The sequence below is a fragment of the Caenimonas koreensis DSM 17982 genome (assembly GCF_009646335.1).
Taxonomy (GTDB): domain Bacteria; phylum Pseudomonadota; class Gammaproteobacteria; order Burkholderiales; family Burkholderiaceae_C; genus Ramlibacter; species Ramlibacter koreensis.
Genome location: NZ_WJBU01000009.1, coordinates 167,402 through 181,852 on the forward strand (window position 1 = coordinate 167,402; position 14,451 = coordinate 181,852).

A 14,451-nucleotide genomic window follows, 5' to 3' on the forward strand; every position below is an offset into this window, starting at 1 on the left:
GGATTCTCTTACACTGAATCGATGGACAAGCAGTTTTCGCCGCGCAAGCTGGATGTGAAGTCGTTCGCCGAAGCGGGCGCCGTGATCGACGGCGCGGCGCCCATCGGTGAATTCAAGCGCCTCGAGGCCGAGACGGCGGGAGCGAGCCAACAGGCGCAGGTCGAGTGGACGGCAACGGGTGAAGTGCGCAATCCGCTGCATGTTCACCCCGACATCTGGCTGCATCTTCGCGCGGGAGCAACGCTGCCCCTGACGTGTCAGCGCTGCCTGCAGCCTGTTGATGTCGACGTGGAAGTGGAGCGGTCATTCCGGTTTGTCGCGGATGAGGAGACGGCGCAAGCCCAGGACGACGAGGCCGAAGAGGATTTGCTGGCGCTCAGTCGCGCCTTCGACCTGCACGAGCTGATCGAGGACGAGATGCTCCTGGAGATGCCCATTGCACCCCGCCACGACGTCTGCCCCGAGCCTGTGGTTCTGTCTGTCGAGGACCCCGGATTCGAGGCTGCCAATGAGGAGCGCGAGAATCCATTTGCCGTCCTGGGCAAACTCAAGCCCGGGAAAAAGGAAAGCTGAGCCCGCCCGGGCGTCGCAAAGAAGTCCGGTTGGGCTATAATCGTGGGCTTCGCGTCTGTGGACTTGGCTTCGGCCGACAGTTCGCCGCGTCCATCCAACCAATCTAACCGCCTCGCGCTTGCCGTGTGGGGCTTGAACTCCAGGAGCCCCTCATGGCCGTCCAGCAGAACAAAAAGTCGCCTTCCAAGCGCGGAATGCACCGCTCGCACAACGCCCTGGTCACGCCGGGCATCGCTGTCGAGCCGACCACCGGCGAAATTCACCTGCGTCACCACATCAGCCCCACGGGCTTTTATCGTGGCCGCAAGGTGCTCAAGACCAAGAACGACGCGTAATTCGCGTCACCTCAGACTGAACGCCTGAAGCGCGTTTTGCACCGAATTCCAGGGCCCGACTGCGGCGCAGTCCGGGCCCTTTTTATTTGCTCGTACATTTAGGTCCATGACTACTCTGGCTGTCGACTGCATGGGGGGTGACCATGGCCCCCGGGTCACGCTCGCCGCCTGCCGCCACTTCCTGGAATCCCACGAGCAGGCACACCTGTTGCTGGTCGGCGTGCCTGACAGCCTGAAGGGGTTCCATCATCCTCGCGCGACCGTGGTGGGTGCCTCTGAAGTCGTCGCGATGGACGACCCGGTCGAAGTGGCGCTGCGCCGCAAAAAAGACTCTTCCATGCGCGTGGCGATCCAGCAGGTCAAGGACGGCAACGCGCAGGCCGCCGTTTCTGCCGGCAACACAGGGGCGCTGATGGCGCTGGCGCGATACCTCCTCAAGACCGTCGAGGGAATTGACCGGCCGGCCATTGCCTATCCGTTGCCGAACGCAAAAGGCGGCGCCACGACCGTGCTTGACCTGGGTGCCAATGTGGACTGCTCCGAGCAGCATTTGCTCCAGTTCGCCGTCATGGGCTCGGCACTGGTGTCTGCGCTCAACCATGTCGAAGCACCCACAGTCGGCCTCCTGAACATCGGCGAAGAACAGATAAAAGGCAGCGAAGTAATTAAAAAAGCTGGCGAATTGCTGCGTTCAGCTGCTAACTCCGGCGATCTCAATTTTTATGGAAATGTCGAGGGCAACGATATTTTCAAGGGAACGACCGACATCGTCGTGTGTGACGGTTTTGTCGGCAACGTGGCCCTCAAGACTAGCGAGGGTCTCGCCCAAATGATTGGTGGCTTCCTGAAGGAAGAGTTTTCTCGAAATATTTTCACCAAAATTGCAGCAATTGCTGTCTATCCGATCCTATCTTCCTTTAAAAATCGGGTTGACTACCGTCGCTACAACGGCGCGGCACTCTTGGGCCTGCGCGGCCTTGTCTTCAAGAGCCATGGCTCAGCCGACGAGGTCGCTTTCGAGCAGGCTTTGAATCGGGCTTATGATGCGGCCCGAAACAACTTGCTTGAGCGCGTCCAGGCCCGAATTGCCCATGCCCGGCCCTTGCTGGCCGCACCTGATGAGCCTGTGCCCAACAATGACGCTGTCACCGCCTGATAAAAACGACGCTGTAGCCGCCTGATCGATGAACAAATATTCGCGCATTACCGGCACCGGAAGCTACCTGCCGCCGCGGCGTGTGACCAATGCGGATCTTGCTGCCGAACTGGCGGCCACCGGAATCGAAACGTCCGACCAGTGGATCGTTGAGCGCACAGGTATTCATTCCCGCTACTTTGCAGCGCCTGATGTCACCAGCAGCGACCTGGGCGCTCAGGCAGCGCGCAACGCGCTGGAGGCAGCCGGCCGCAACGCCGACGAAATCGACCTGATCATCGTCGCCACATCGACACCCGACATGGTGTTCCCGTCAGCGGCCTGCATCCTGCAGAACAAGCTCGGCATTGCCGGGTGCGCGGCGTTCGATGTTCAGGCGGTGTGCAGCGGCTTCGTCTACGCGCTCACGATCGCTGACGCAATGATCCGCACCGGCTCGGCCAGCAAGGCGCTGGTCATCGGCGCAGAAGTCTTCTCGCGCATCCTTGATTTCACCGACCGCACGACCTGCGTTCTCTTTGGGGACGGCGCTGGCGCTGTTGTTCTCGAAGCCTCGGACACCCCGGGTATTCTGGCGACCGACCTCCACGCTGACGGCAAGCACGTGGGCATCCTGTGCGTGCCGGGTACTGTTTCGGGCGGCAAGATCCTGGGCGATCCGCTGCTCAAGATGGATGGCCAGGCCGTTTTCAAGCTGGCGATCGGCGTGCTTGAAGATGCCGCGCGCGCCACCCTGACCAAGGCAGGCCGTACCGAGGCCGACATCGACTGGCTTATTCCCCACCAGGCGAATATCCGGATCATGCAAGGCACCGCCAGGAAGCTGAAGATGTCGCTCGACAAGCTCATCGTGACAGTGAACGAGCATGGCAATACATCTGCCGCATCAATCCCGCTGGCCCTGGACGCGTCGGTGAGAAGCGGCAAGATCAAAAAAGGTGACACGTTGATGCTCGAAGGCGTCGGCGGCGGCTTTACCTGGGGCGCGGTGCTGCTCGACTTCTGAGCCGATCCATTTTTTCAAACACAAGAATGAAACCGTTTGCATTTGTTTTTCCAGGCCAAGGTTCGCAGTCCGTCGGCATGCTGGATGCATGGGGCGATCACCCGGCTGTGACGGGCGCGCTGCAGGAAGCCTCGGACGCGTTGGGCGAAGACCTGGCCAGGCTCATCAAGGAGGGGCCGAAGGAAGCGCTTGGCCTGACGACCAACACGCAGCCTGTGATGCTGGTAGCCGGTGTCGCGGTCTATCGTGCGTGGCTGGCTGAGGGCGGCTATGCGCCGGCCGCCGTGGCGGGCCACTCGCTGGGTGAGTATTCGGCGCTGGTTGCCTCCGGTGTGCTCAGCCTCGCGCAGGCCGCTCCGCTGGTGCGCTTTCGCGCGCGGGCCATGCAAGAGGCGGTGCCGGTCGGCACCGGTGCAATGGCAGCCATCCTGGGCATGCCTGCGCAACAGGTGATAGATGGTTGCGCGGAAGCTGCTCGCACGTTCGGCGCGAACAGCAGCGAAGTCGTCGAGGCGGTGAACTTCAACGACCCTGCCCAGACCGTCATCGCCGGCAGCAAGGCCGCGGTCGAAAAGGCCTGCGAGGTGTTGAAGGCCAATGGTGCCAAGCGCGCGTTGGCGCTGCCGGTGTCGGCGCCGTTCCACTCCAGCCTGATGAAGCCTGCAGCCGAAAAGCTCAAGGACAAGCTCGCGGCAACGCAATTCGCGCAGCCGCAAATTCCGGTCATCAACAATATCGAGGCAAAGATAGAGACGGATCCTGATCGCATCCGGGCCGCTCTCTATGAGCAGGCCTTCGGGCCGGTTCGCTGGGTCGAATGTGTGCAGGCCATCAAGGCGCGCGCGATCACGACGGTCGTGGAGTGCGGGCCGGGCAAAGTCCTGGCAGGCATGGTCAAGCGCATCGACGGCGACCTGACGGGCGTGGCAATGTTCGACCCCGCATCACTGGCCGAGGCGAAAGGGCTGCTCGCATGACCATGAAGACCGAGGGGCAAGTGGCCCTGGTTACAGGCGCGTCGAGGGGTATTGGCGCCGCGATTGCTGCCGAGCTCGCCCAGCGCGGCTTCAAGGTGACCGGCACCGCCACGACGGACGACGGCGCAGCAAAAATCACCACGGCGCTTCGCACGCATGCAGGTTGCCGCGGCGCAGCCCTGGACGTGAACAATGCCGCCGCCGGTGAAGCATTGATTGATTCGATCGTGAAAGAGCATGGCGCGCTCCACGTGCTGGTGAACAACGCGGGCATCACGCGCGACATGCTGGCGATGCGCCTGAAAGACGACGACTGGGACGCCGTGCTCGACACCAACCTCAAAGCCGTGTTCCGCATGAGCCGCGCAGTCATGCGCACGATGATGAAGCAGCGCTACGGCCGCATCATCAATATCACATCGGTTGTCGGCGCGTCGGGCAATCCCGGCCAGGCCAACTACGCGGCCGCGAAGGCTGGTGTTGCCGGCATGACGCGCGCGCTGGCCCGTGAACTGGGCAGCCGCGGCATCACAGTGAATTGCGTGGCGCCGGGTTTCATCGAAACCGACATGACAGCCAGCCTGCCTGAAGAGCAGCAGAAGGCGCTGCTGGGGCAGATTCCGCTGGGGCACCTGGGCAAGCCAGCTGATATTGCGCACGCAGTTGGTTTTTTGGCTTCTCCGCAGGCCGGTTATGTGACCGGGCAGGAAATTCACGTCAACGGTGGCATGTACATGGGCTGAGAGGCCAGCCACCGTGGCGTTCAACGCCGGTCTATCCGCCCGGCGGGCGCCTACAGGGATTGGTCCCTGTAGCGCATTAAAATCGCGGATCTATTTACAACCCTTTGAGGGAACCATGAGCGATATCGAAGCACGTGTCAAAAAAATCATCGCCGAGCAACTCGGTGTGGAAGAGTCGCAAGTCACCAGCGAAAAGGCCTTCGTGGCTGACCTGGGCGCCGACTCGCTGGACACGGTGGAACTGGTGATGGCGCTCGAAGACGAGTTCGGCATCGAGATCCCGGATGAGGACGCCGAGAAGATCACCACCGTGCAAAACGCCATCGATTACGCCAACGCGCACCAGAAGGCCTGAGGTCAGTTGGCTTTGACTAGTTGGGGCATGCCATGACTGGACGCCGAGTCGTCGTCACCGGCCTGGGCTGTGTCAGCCCTGTGGGCAATACGGTGGCGCAATCGTGGGCCAATCTCATCGAGGGCAAGTCGGGCATCGCGGATATCACGCTGTTCGACGCCAGCCCGTTCGCGGTGAAGTTCGCCGGTGAAGTGAAGGGTTTCAACATCGGCGACTACATCGCCGAGAAGGAAGCCCGCCACATGGACCGGTTCATCCACCTTGGCCTGGCGGCAGCCTGCCAGGCGGTGGTCGATAGCGGCTTGAAGGTCAATGACGCGCTCGATGTCGACGAGTCCACTCGTATTGGCGTGAACATCGGCGCTGGCATTGGCGGCTTGCCCATGATCGAGACCACCCACGCCGATCTGACGAACCGCGGCCCGCGCCGTATCTCGCCGTTCTTCGTGCCAGCCTCGATCATCAACATGATCTCAGGTCATGTGTCGATCAAATACGGCTTTCGCGGCCCCAATATCGCAGTTGTCACGGCTTGCACGACGGGCCTTCATGCCATCGGCCTTTCGGCGCGGCTCATCCAGTGCGGTGACGCCGACGTGATGATTGCCGGCGGGGCGGAATCGGCGATTTCTCCTTTGGGGATCGGCGGTTTTGCTTCGGCGCGTGCCCTGTCCACTCGCAACGACGATCCGACCACGGCTTCGCGCCCCTGGGACAAGGATCGAGATGGTTTCGTGCTGGGTGAGGGTGCGGGCGTTCTCGTGCTTGAGGAGTACGAACATGCGAAAGCGCGAGGTGCAAAGATTTATGCGGAGCTTTCGGGCTTTGGCATGAGTGCCGATGCGTATCACATGACTGCGCCTGACGTTGATGGCCCCCGCCGTTCAATGGTGAGCGCGCTGCGCGATGCAGGCGTCAATACGGATGAGGTGAACTACCTCAACGCGCATGGCACTTCGACGCCGCTGGGCGACCTGAATGAAACCAACGCGATCAAGCTCGCGTTCGGCGAATCCGCGCGCAAGCTGGTGGTGAATTCGACGAAGTCGATGACGGGTCACCTGCTCGGTGGCGCAGGCGGCATCGAATCGGTGTTCACGGTGCTGGCACTGCATGAGCAGAAAAGCCCGCCCACGATCAACATCTTCAACCAGGACCCGGAGTGTGACCTGGACTACTGCGCCAACACAGCGCGTGACATGAAGATCGACGTGGCCGTGAAGAACAACTTCGGCTTTGGCGGCACCAACGGCACCCTGGTCTTCAAGCGTCTGCGCTGAGCAGCGCTCACGAATCGCGACGTTGCCCGCTGACCATCAATGCACAACGCCCCGTCGGTGACTTACCCGGTGGGGCGTTCGCGTTTCTCGGGATGGCTTTCCCTGCTGCTCTGGCTGTTGGGCCTCGCGTCGGTGTTGATGTGGTGGACTACCGCGGCAGCGCCTGGGTGGCGCGGCTTCGCGATGGCGCTCGCTGTGGTGGCAGCCGGCGTCTGCGCGGGCGTCGCATGGTGGCGCAGCGCAGTTGGGCAGCTGCACTGGGACGGCGAGAGCTGGCAATGGACGCAGCACCTTGCAACGCGCGAGGGCACCGTGACCACACGGCTCGACTTGCAGAAGTGGATGCTGCTGCAATGGCAGGCCGGCGACGCGAGCCGCTGGCTCTGGCTGGAGCGCTCGCGCGAGCCGGCGAGCTGGGATGACCTGCGCCGTGCGGTATATTCGCGCGCCAGACCCAACCCGCTGCCCATGGCGCAGCCCGCGGCGGGTCGATCATGACGAAGTCGCCCTCTCCACCTACCTCCTCCGATACCGACCTGATGCTGGTCGAGAGTACCGTCGCGGGTGACCACAAGGCCTTTGAGCTGCTGGTGCTGAAGTACCAGCGCCGCATTGAGCGGTTGATCGGCCGCATGGTTCGCGACACCGACCTCATCGAAGACATCGCCCAGGAGACGTTCATCCGCGCCTACCGCGCGCTAGCGCAGTTCCGGGGCGAGGCGCAGTTTTATACATGGCTGTATCGCATCGCCGTCAACACGGCAAAAAAGGCGCTGGTCGACATGAAGCGCGACCCGACTGTCTCGGAAACTGCGTTGCGCGGCGCAAGCGGCGATGAAGAAGATGAAACTTCCGGCGTTCAGAACGAACTAACCTCGTCTGAAACCCCGGAAACAGTGCTTGCAGCCAAGGAGATTGCGGCTGCGGTGAACGCCGCCATGGAAGCATTGCCTGAAGAGTTGCGCCAGGCGGTGACGCTGCGCGAAATCGAGGGCCTGAGTTATGAAGAGATCGCGGAAGTGATGAATTGTCCGATCGGTACCGTGCGGTCCCGAATCTTTCGGGCTCGCGAAGCGATTTCGACCAAGGTCAAGCCCATGCTGGAAAACCAGACAGGCAAGCGGTGGTGAAGCCCGAACGGGAAGGCAAGAGATGATGGACAACATGCAGGATCAGAAAATCACCGAGATCGTCTCGGCGCTGGCAGACGGTCAGTTGAGCGGCGACGAGTTTGCTCATGGCGTCGAGCTGGTCGCGGGCAATGAAGCTGCACGCCAGACCTGGCACACCTACCATCTGATCGGCGATGTGCTTCGCTCGGGCGACTGCTCCAATGCCGCAGTGCCCGATGCCTTCATGAGCCGCTTGCATGAACGGCTTCGCCTGGAACAGGCGCCGGTGCGCGCGAGCGAACAGGTTCAGGTGATCACTGGCGCTGTCGTTGCGAGCGACGCTGCCAACGACTCGAGCTTTCGCTGGAAGCTGGTGGCCGGCTTTGCATCGCTTGCGGCCGTTGCGGCTATCGGCTGGACGGTGGCCAGTGTCCAGCCCGGCTCGAATGCGCAACCGCAACTGGCCGCGGCCCAGCCGCCTGCCGGCACTGTGCTGGCGGGTAGTGAACGCGGCGCGATGATGCGCGATCCGCGTCTGGACGAATTCCTGGCGGCCCATCGCGAGCTCGGTGGCGCGACTGCGCTGCAAATGCCAGCCGGATTTATCCGCAACGCCACCTTCGAAGGGGCGAGCCGCTAGGCGGTGACCGACCCATGCAGACATTTCGCAGGACGAACACGCTTGCAGCGGCAGTCTGGCTGTGCGGGCTGAGTGCCGCGCAGGCGCAGGTGCAGCCGCTGCCCCAGGGCGGACCCGGCTACATGCCGCCCCCGGCAGTGTCCAGTGGGCCTGAACGCTCGGTCAGTGAATGGCTGGTGCGCATGCATGAAGCATCCCGCGTGCGCAGCTACATCGGGACGTTCGTCGTGTCGTCCAACAACGGGGCGATGTCAAGCGCGCGCATCTGGCATGCGTGCGAGGGCGACCAGCAGATCGAACGCGTCGAATCCCTGACGGGTGCGCCTCGGTCCACTTTCCGCCGCAACGATGAGGTGGTGACTTTCCTGCCCGAGCATCATGTCGTGCGCACCGAAAAGCGGGAGTCGCTCGGCCTGTTCCCGAACCTGCTCAAGTCCACCGACAGCTCCATCCCTGATTTCTACAGCGCACGCCGTATCGGGCATGACCGGGTTGCCGGCTTTTTTACCGACGTCGTCCAGCTGCTTCCCAAAGACAACCTGCGCTACGGCTATCGCATCTGGAGCGAGCGCAAGTCCGGCCTTGTCGTGAAGCTGCAAACCGTCGACAGCGATGGCGCGGTGCTCGAGCAGGCCGCATTTTCCGAACTCCAGCTCGACGCGCCCGTGCGCCTGGACAAGCTGAACCAGATGATGTCGGCCACTGACGGCTGGCGCATCGAGCGTGCCGAGGCTTTGAAGACCACCGCCGACAAAGAGGGCTGGCAGCTTCGCGCCGCAGTGGCGGGCTTCAAGCCGATCAACTGCTACAAGCGCCCGGGAGGCGCGGCTGGCTCGCCTTCCGAGGGCGCGATGCACTGGATTTTTTCAGACGGCCTGGCGGCGGTGTCGCTCTTTGTCGAGAATTTCGACGCGCGCCGCCACACGCAGGAAGGCATCTTCGCCAGCGGCGCGACGCACACGCTCACCCACCACTTGCAGGACTGGTGGCTCACCGCAGTGGGCGAGGTCCCGCCCCAGACGCTGCGCGCGTTCGCGCAAAGCCTTGAGCGGCGCAAGTAAGCCCCCAAATCCCCACGGATCCCCTTCGAATCCCTGTTCATTGAAAGGTCGACATGTTCCAGATTGAATGGAAAAAAGTTCGGGCCTATGCCGTCGTCGCCGCACTGGCGGTGACGACCACCGTAGCCCTCATCCCGGCCAAGCCCGTCGTCGCGCAGTCGCGCACCTTGCCGGACTTCACGGATCTCGTCGAGCAGGTCGGGCCTTCGGTGGTGAACATCCGCACGATCGAGAAGGTCCGCACCAGCGCGTCGGGCCTGCCGGGCGGCATGGATGAAGAAATGCAGGAATTCTTCCGGCGCTTTTTTGGCCAGCCCATGCCCAATGTGCCGCGTGGGCAGACACCTCGCCCCAATCGTCCGGCCCCGGATGAAGAGCAGTCGCAGCCGCGCGGTGTCGGCTCTGGTTTCATCCTCACGTCTGACGGCTATGTGATGACCAACGCCCACGTCGTCGAAGGCGCCGACGAGGTAATCGTCACCCTGCCCGACAAGGACAAGCGCGAATTTAAGGCCCGGATCATCGGCTTCGACAAACGCAGTGACGTGGCCGTCGTGAAGATCGAAGGCAGCGGTTTTCCTGCCGTGAAAATCGGCGACGTGAACCGCCTGCGCGTCGGTGAATGGGTCATGGCGATCGGCTCGCCATTCGGCCTCGACAACAGCGTCACCGCCGGCATCGTCAGCGCCAAGCAGCGCGACACGGGTGACTACCTGCCGTTCATCCAGACCGACGTGGCCATCAACCCCGGCAACTCCGGCGGCCCGCTAATCAACATGCGCGGTGAAGTGGTCGGCATCAACAGCCAGATCTATTCGCGCTCCGGCGGCTTCATGGGCATCTCGTTTGCAATCCCGATCGACGAGGCCATCCGTGTGAGCGACCAGCTGCGCTCGTCGGGCCGCGTGTCACGCGGGCGCATCGGCGTGCAGATCGACCAGGTCACCAAGGACGTCGCCGAGTCGATCGGTCTGGGCCGCCCGCAAGGCGCACTCGTGCGCAGCGTCGAGAGCGGCTCGCCTGCCGACAAGGCCGGCGTGGAGGCTGGCGACATCATCACCAAGTTCAACGGCACGGTGATCGACAAAGCCACTGACCTGCCGCGCGTTGTCGGCAACACCAAGCCGGGGACGCGCAGCACCGTGACGGTCTTCCGCCGCGGCGGCTCGAAAGATCTCACCGTGACGATCGCCGAGATCGAACCCGAGAAGGTCGCGAAGGCGCCGGCCGCCAAGGAAGAAAAATCCAAGGGATCGCCGGCCGCGCAATCCATCGGGCTCACCGTGAGCGAGCTCACCGCCGACCAGAAGAAAGAACTGAAGGTCAAGGGCGGCGTGAAGGTGGATGCAGTGACGGATGGCGCCGCACGCGCCGGCATTCGCGAGGGCGACGTGATCGTCGCGATTGGCAATACCGAAGTGGCGAGCGTGAAGGAGTTCGACGCCGCCGCCGCGAAGATCGACAAGACCAAGCCGGTTCCCGTTTTGCTGCGGCGCGGCGATCTGGCCAGCTATGTGCTGATCCGACCCAGCCGATAAGTCAGGTCCAGGTGATCAGAAGGCCCCAACACCCGACTAGGGTTTGGGGCTTTTTTCAGGCGGTGACCAAAAAAAGACGGGCGCGGCCAAATTTTTTCGACCTGCTCAGCAATGGAAAATCGGTTTGCGCGCGCTAACTTATAAATGGGCTAGCAACCTTTTTGGATAGAATCAGAGCTCAGGAGCGACGGTTTGCGGCATATCGAAAGGTCCGCAGTCCACCATGCGGGACATTCAGGGCGGCTTTATAGCCGATCCACAGATCACCCACACGTTTTCCCAAACTCCATCCCCCAATTTTGTTGATAAGTTGTGAATAACATTGATGTTGCCGGTCTGCAACGAGCCCTTGTGGGCTTGCCGGTCTCTGTACGTTCGGGGCTTTTTGCCTACAATGAAGCTCCAACTATCGCAGTTGCCATAGATTGTTGGTTTAGGGCGCGTCACCACTCGACGCGCCCTTTTTTCTTTGTCCCGTGCCTTTTGAATTCAATCACTTAAGCGTTCCCGTTGATGAATCACATCAGAAACTTTTCGATCATCGCGCACATCGATCACGGCAAATCGACGCTCGCCGATCGCTTGATCCAGCGTTGCGGAGGACTCTCCGATCGCGAGATGGAAGAGCAAGTACTCGACTCGATGGATCTTGAACGCGAGCGTGGGATAACCATCAAGGCGCAGACCGCTGCGCTGCGCTACACAGCACGCGATGGACGGGTCTACAACCTCAATCTGATCGACACACCGGGTCACGTTGACTTCTCGTATGAAGTCTCGCGATCGTTGTCCGCATGCGAAGGCGCGTTGCTCGTTGTCGATGCGAGCCAGGGCGTTGAGGCCCAGACGGTTGCCAACTGCTACACCGCTCTGGACCTCGGCGTTGAAGTCGTTCCGGTCCTGAACAAGATGGACTTGCCGCAGGCTGATCCTGAAAACGCGAAGGCCGAAGTCGAAGAAGTGATCGGGATCGACGCGTCGAATGCCATTCCGTGCTCCGCCAAGACCGGCATGGGCATCGACGAAATTCTGGAAGCCGTGGTCTCGCGCATTCCCGCGCCGCGCGGCAACCCGGACGGCCCGCTGCGCGCAATGATCATCGACAGCTGGTTCGACACCTATGTCGGCGTCGTGATGCTCGTGCGCGTCGTCGATGGCCGGCTGGTCAAGGGCGAGCGCATCAAGATGATGGCAACCGGCGCGATGTACAACGCCGACAACCTGGGCGTGTTCACGCCGTCCAGCGAAGTGCGGCAGTCGCTGGAAGCGGGCGAGGTGGGTTTCATCATTGCCGGCATCAAGGAACTGCAGGCTGCCAAGGTCGGCGACACCATCACGCTGATCAAGGCCGGCACGGGCGGCGCGTCGGCGACGGCCACTGAAGCGCTTCCGGGCTTCAAGGAAATCCAGCCGCAGGTGTTTGCGGGCCTGTACCCGACCGAAGCCAACCAATACGACTCGCTGCGCGACGCGCTCGAAAAACTCAAGCTCAACGATGCGTCGCTGCACTACGAGCCGGAAGTTAGTCAGGCGCTGGGCTTCGGCTTTCGCTGCGGCTTCCTCGGCTTGCTGCACATGGAGATCGTGCAGGAGCGGCTTGAGCGCGAATTCGACCAGGACCTGATCACCACGGCGCCAAGCGTCGTGTACCAGGTCGTGATGCCGGGCGGCGAGATCGTGATGGTCGAGAACCCCTCCAAGATTCCGGACCAGGGCCGCATCCAGGAAATCCGCGAGCCGATCGTCACCGTGCATCTGTATATGCCGCAGGAATACGTCGGCCCCGTCATGACGCTGGCCAACCAGAAGCGCGGCGTGCAGCTGAACATGGCGTATCACGGCAAGCAGGTCATGCTGACTTACGAGCTGCCGCTTGGCGAGATCGTGCTGGACTTCTTCGACAAGCTGAAGTCCGTCAGCCGCGGCTATGCGTCGATGGACTACACCTTCAAGGAGTTCCGCGCGTCCGATGTCGTGAAGGTCGACATCCTGCTCAACGGCGAGAAGGTCGATGCATTGTCGATCATCGTGCATCGCTCGCAGTCGGCCTACCGTGGCCGTGCCGTCGTCGGCAAGATGCGCGAGATCATCAGCCGCCAGATGTTCGACGTCGCCATTCAGGCGGCCATCGGCGCGAACATCATCGCGCGTGAAACGATCAAGGCGTTGCGCAAGAACGTGCTGGCAAAATGCTACGGCGGTGACATCAGCCGCAAGCGCAAGCTCCTCGAGAAACAAAAGGCAGGCAAGAAACGCATGAAGCAGATTGGCTCCGTGGAAGTCCCGCAGGAAGCATTCCTGGCGATCCTGCAGGTGGAAGACTAAATGCAATTCATCACTGCTGCCGTTCTCGCGGCGTTCGTGGGCTACGCTGGTGCGTGGTACTTCGGTGTCGTCGAAGGCAACTTCGCGCTGCTGCTGTTCCTGGCCACAGTCGTCACCGGGTTGTACTGGCTGGCTGAACGCATGGTCTTCCTGCCGCGCCGGCGCCAGATCGCGACGCAGGTCGCGCAGGACTGGGAGCGCGAGCAGCTCGCCCGCGGCGGTGAAGTCACGCCAGCTGCGCGCGATCTTGTCGTGCAGCGCCAGATGCAGCAGCCGTGGTGGCTCGACTGGACCGCAGGCCTGTTCCCCGTGATCATCGCGGTGTTCGTGCTGCGTTCGTTCCTGTTCGAGCCCTTCAAGATCCCGTCAGGCTCCATGATCCCGACGCTGCTGGTGGGCGACCTGATCCTGGTCAACAAATTCACTTACGGGCTGCGCTTGCCGGTACTCAACACCAAGCTGACTGAAGGCACTGCGCCCCAGCGCGGCGATGTGATGGTGTTCCGCTATCCGCCCAAGCCCAGCCTCGACTACATCAAGCGCGTTGTGGGCCTGCCTGGCGACGAGGTCGCCTACCTGAACAAGCGGCTTACGATCAACGGCAAGGAAGTCTCGAAGCAGGAGCTGCCCGCTTTCTTCGACGAAGATTCGACGGCCTATTTCAAGCAGTTCGAGGAGTTGCTCGGCGACAGGCGCCATCGCATCCTCAATGACGACAACCGCCCCGCCTTCATTCCGGGCGCAGAGAACTTTCCCCAGCGTGACCTTTGCCGTTACAGTGTGGAGGGGGTGGTTTGCAAAGTGCCTGAAGGCCACTACTTCATGATGGGCGACAACCGCGATAATTCGCTGGACTCGCGCTACTGGGGGTTCGTTCCTGACCGCAACATCGTGGGTAAGGCGTTCTTCATCTGGATGAACTTCGGCAGCTTCAAGCGCATCGGCTCATTCCAATAGAAATCTCTTCGCTCGAGGATGTGACATGACACGTGGACTCAAGACTAGACAAGCCGGCATCTCCTTCGTGGGGCTGCTTTTCGTGGTGGGCGTGCTCGCCTGCCTCGGTGTGCTGGGCGCGCAGGCGTTCCCGACCGTCATTGAATACCAGGCGATCCAGAAGGCTGTGACGAAGTCGGCGCAGGAAGGCACCGTGATCGAGATCCGCAAGAGCTTCGACAAGGCCGCCCAGGTCGACGACATCAAGTCAGTGACCGGCAAGGACCTCGACATCACCAAAGTCAACGACCAGATCATCGTGAAGTACGCATACTCGCGCGAAATCCACATGTTCGGCCCCGCCTTCCTGCTGCTGAAGTACGAAGGGCAAGGCCAGTCGACGGCCAAGTGACA

Annotated in this window: 16 protein-coding genes; all 16 read left to right on the forward strand. The window is 61.9% G+C overall.

Annotation, left to right across the window (positions count from 1 at the left end; translation table 11 throughout):
- Positions 1-21: 21 nt before the first annotated feature.
- The 16 genes from GHT07_RS10390 to GHT07_RS10465 all read left to right on the forward strand — a co-directional run bounded on the left by GHT07_RS10390 (position 22) and on the right by GHT07_RS10465 (position 14,449).
- On the forward strand, positions 22-573 hold the full coding sequence (locus GHT07_RS10390) for a YceD family protein (RefSeq protein ID WP_153585001.1): 552 nt from the start codon (positions 22-24) through the stop codon (positions 571-573).
- 152 nt (positions 574-725) lie between these two features.
- Entirely contained in the window at positions 726-908 is a 183-nt protein-coding gene (rpmF, locus tag GHT07_RS10395; protein WP_153585002.1) for a 50S ribosomal protein L32, read from the forward strand.
- A gap of 106 nt (positions 909-1,014) precedes the next feature.
- On the forward strand, positions 1,015-2,064 hold the full coding sequence (gene plsX, locus GHT07_RS10400; protein ID WP_153585003.1) for a phosphate acyltransferase PlsX: 1,050 nt from the start codon (positions 1,015-1,017) through the stop codon (positions 2,062-2,064).
- 28 nt (positions 2,065-2,092) lie between these two features.
- Positions 2,093-3,070 carry a beta-ketoacyl-ACP synthase III gene (locus GHT07_RS10405; RefSeq protein WP_153585004.1) on the forward strand — a complete coding sequence of 326 codons (978 nt, stop codon included), beginning with the start codon at positions 2,093-2,095 and terminating at the stop codon, positions 3,068-3,070.
- A 26-nt stretch (positions 3,071-3,096) separates the two neighbouring features.
- Positions 3,097-4,047: an ACP S-malonyltransferase gene (gene fabD, locus GHT07_RS10410; RefSeq protein ID WP_153585005.1), complete on the forward strand. Its 951-nt coding sequence runs from the start codon at positions 3,097-3,099 to the stop codon at positions 4,045-4,047.
- Positions 4,044-4,790: a 3-oxoacyl-ACP reductase FabG gene (gene fabG / locus GHT07_RS10415; protein WP_153585006.1), complete on the forward strand. Its 747-nt coding sequence runs from the start codon at positions 4,044-4,046 to the stop codon at positions 4,788-4,790. Before fabD ends, fabG begins: the two co-directional genes overlap by 4 nt.
- A 115-nt stretch (positions 4,791-4,905) precedes the next feature.
- A complete protein-coding gene (gene acpP / locus GHT07_RS10420) occupies positions 4,906-5,145 on the forward strand; it encodes an acyl carrier protein (RefSeq protein WP_153585007.1) in 240 nt (79 codons plus the stop codon).
- A 32-nt stretch (positions 5,146-5,177) separates the two neighbouring features.
- The gene (gene fabF, locus GHT07_RS10425) at positions 5,178-6,425 is read left to right on the forward strand and encodes a beta-ketoacyl-ACP synthase II (protein ID WP_153585008.1); all 1,248 of its coding nucleotides are present in this window, start codon (positions 5,178-5,180) and stop codon (positions 6,423-6,425) included.
- 39 nt (positions 6,426-6,464) lie between these two features.
- A complete protein-coding gene (locus tag GHT07_RS10430) occupies positions 6,465-6,923 on the forward strand; it encodes a hypothetical protein (protein WP_153585009.1) in 459 nt (152 codons plus the stop codon).
- Positions 6,920-7,555: an RNA polymerase sigma factor RpoE gene (gene rpoE / locus GHT07_RS10435; RefSeq protein ID WP_153585010.1), complete on the forward strand. Its 636-nt coding sequence runs from the start codon at positions 6,920-6,922 to the stop codon at positions 7,553-7,555. The genes GHT07_RS10430 and rpoE overlap by 4 nt, the downstream gene beginning before the upstream one ends.
- Before the next feature lie 34 nt (positions 7,556-7,589).
- Positions 7,590-8,177, forward strand: coding sequence for a sigma-E factor negative regulatory protein (locus GHT07_RS10440; RefSeq protein WP_228488280.1), 588 nt, complete (start codon positions 7,590-7,592; stop codon positions 8,175-8,177).
- A gap of 14 nt (positions 8,178-8,191) precedes the next feature.
- Entirely contained in the window at positions 8,192-9,238 is a 1,047-nt protein-coding gene (locus tag GHT07_RS10445) for a MucB/RseB C-terminal domain-containing protein (protein ID WP_153585012.1), read from the forward strand.
- A 53-nt stretch (positions 9,239-9,291) separates the two neighbouring features.
- Positions 9,292-10,776: a DegQ family serine endoprotease gene (locus tag GHT07_RS10450; protein WP_153585013.1), complete on the forward strand. Its 1,485-nt coding sequence runs from the start codon at positions 9,292-9,294 to the stop codon at positions 10,774-10,776.
- 513 nt (positions 10,777-11,289) lie between these two features.
- Positions 11,290-13,101: a translation elongation factor 4 gene (gene lepA, locus GHT07_RS10455; protein WP_153585014.1), complete on the forward strand. Its 1,812-nt coding sequence runs from the start codon at positions 11,290-11,292 to the stop codon at positions 13,099-13,101.
- Complete coding sequence (gene lepB / locus GHT07_RS10460) at positions 13,102-14,058, forward strand: signal peptidase I (RefSeq protein ID WP_153585015.1); 957 nt, start codon at positions 13,102-13,104, stop codon at positions 14,056-14,058.
- A gap of 25 nt (positions 14,059-14,083) precedes the next feature.
- Positions 14,084-14,449: a DUF4845 domain-containing protein gene (locus GHT07_RS10465; protein WP_153585016.1), complete on the forward strand. Its 366-nt coding sequence runs from the start codon at positions 14,084-14,086 to the stop codon at positions 14,447-14,449.
- The last annotated feature ends 2 nt before the right edge of the window (positions 14,450-14,451 follow it).

Bases quoted from the DNA above. Each gene is read 5' to 3' on its own strand.
- GHT07_RS10465 (WP_153585016.1), top strand. From the start codon at position 14,084: ATGACACGTGGACTCAAGACTAGACAAGCCGGCATCTCCTTCGTGGGG.
- GHT07_RS10390 (WP_153585001.1), top strand. From the start codon at position 22: ATGGACAAGCAGTTTTCGCCGCGCAAGCTGGATGTGAAGTCGTTCGCC.
- plsX (WP_153585003.1), top strand. From the start codon at position 1,015: ATGACTACTCTGGCTGTCGACTGCATGGGGGGTGACCATGGCCCCCGG.
- GHT07_RS10450 (WP_153585013.1), top strand. From the start codon at position 9,292: ATGTTCCAGATTGAATGGAAAAAAGTTCGGGCCTATGCCGTCGTCGCC.
- rpmF (WP_153585002.1), top strand. From the start codon at position 726: ATGGCCGTCCAGCAGAACAAAAAGTCGCCTTCCAAGCGCGGAATGCAC.
- GHT07_RS10430 (WP_153585009.1), top strand. From the start codon at position 6,465: ATGCACAACGCCCCGTCGGTGACTTACCCGGTGGGGCGTTCGCGTTTC.
- lepA (WP_153585014.1), top strand. From the start codon at position 11,290: ATGAATCACATCAGAAACTTTTCGATCATCGCGCACATCGATCACGGC.
- fabF (WP_153585008.1), top strand. From the start codon at position 5,178: ATGACTGGACGCCGAGTCGTCGTCACCGGCCTGGGCTGTGTCAGCCCT.
- rpoE (WP_153585010.1), top strand. From the start codon at position 6,920: ATGACGAAGTCGCCCTCTCCACCTACCTCCTCCGATACCGACCTGATG.
- lepB (WP_153585015.1), top strand. From the start codon at position 13,102: ATGCAATTCATCACTGCTGCCGTTCTCGCGGCGTTCGTGGGCTACGCT.
- fabD (WP_153585005.1), top strand. From the start codon at position 3,097: ATGAAACCGTTTGCATTTGTTTTTCCAGGCCAAGGTTCGCAGTCCGTC.
- GHT07_RS10445 (WP_153585012.1), top strand. From the start codon at position 8,192: ATGCAGACATTTCGCAGGACGAACACGCTTGCAGCGGCAGTCTGGCTG.
- GHT07_RS10405 (WP_153585004.1), top strand. From the start codon at position 2,093: ATGAACAAATATTCGCGCATTACCGGCACCGGAAGCTACCTGCCGCCG.
- acpP (WP_153585007.1), top strand. From the start codon at position 4,906: ATGAGCGATATCGAAGCACGTGTCAAAAAAATCATCGCCGAGCAACTC.
- fabG (WP_153585006.1), top strand. From the start codon at position 4,044: ATGACCATGAAGACCGAGGGGCAAGTGGCCCTGGTTACAGGCGCGTCG.
- GHT07_RS10440 (WP_228488280.1), top strand. From the start codon at position 7,590: ATGCAGGATCAGAAAATCACCGAGATCGTCTCGGCGCTGGCAGACGGT.